This is a genomic window from Nitratireductor indicus C115, assembly GCF_000300515.1.
Taxonomy (GTDB): Bacteria; Pseudomonadota; Alphaproteobacteria; order Rhizobiales; family Rhizobiaceae; genus Nitratireductor; species Nitratireductor indicus.
This window is the reverse complement of record NZ_AMSI01000067.1, coordinates 1-719: the sequence shown is the minus strand read 5'-3', so window position 1 is coordinate 719 and position 719 is coordinate 1. Positions and strand designations below refer to the sequence as shown.

Genomic DNA, 719 nt, shown 5'->3' with positions numbered 1-719 from the left:
GAACTCGACAAGATAATCGAACGGAGCGCGGCGGAAGAGGCCCAGTACGCCCAGGGACAAGCCGGTCGCGGCCGTGCGCAAGCGTCCTCACGCAACACATCGAATGACTGCCGTGAAGATCACCGCCGCGACTATAGCAACCATGATCGTCATGGCGGACACCATGGTCGAAGGCACGGTTCTTTCCTCGGCCGATTGTTCGACTGACACCCCGCCAGGAGCGGAATCATGAAAGCTGCGCGCATTGGTCGGCTAGGATGGTACGCGATTGCCGTGTTGATAACGGCCTCGCCGGCCTATGCCCAATCGATCGATCGCGCGGAGGTCGAGAAGATCGTCCGCGAATACATCATGCAAAACCCGGAGATCATCGAGGAAGCACTTACGGAGCTTGAGAAGCGGAACCAAGCAGTTCAGGCCGAGGCCAGGTCACAAGCGATATTGGCCGAGACTGATGCGTTGCTCCGATCGAGCGACGATGTGATCTTGGGAAACCCGGACGGGAATGCTACGCTCGTCGAATTCTTTGACTTCAACTGCGGCTATTGCAAGCGGGCGGCGCCTGACGTCAAGGCGCTTGTCGCCGAGGATCCCAAGCTGCGGATCGTCTTGAAGGATTTTCCCATTCTTGGACCGGGTTCGGTCGAGGCCGCGAAAGTGGCTCTGGCCGTGAAGCGCGTTGCCGGCGCCGCCGCCGCGCGTGATTTCCATGTCAGATT

At 59.5% G+C, this 719-nt stretch carries 1 protein-coding gene and 1 pseudogene; both read left to right on the top strand.

What is annotated here, in order from left to right; all coding sequences use genetic code 11:
- Window positions 1-207: pseudogene (locus tag NA8A_RS25400) on the top strand (TFIIB-type zinc ribbon-containing protein); the annotation flags it as partial.
- 21 nt (window positions 208-228) lie between these two features.
- Window positions 229-719, top strand: a 491-nt coding sequence (locus NA8A_RS24225; RefSeq protein ID WP_009453092.1) for a DsbA family protein, incomplete at its 3' end; no start/stop codon positions are given.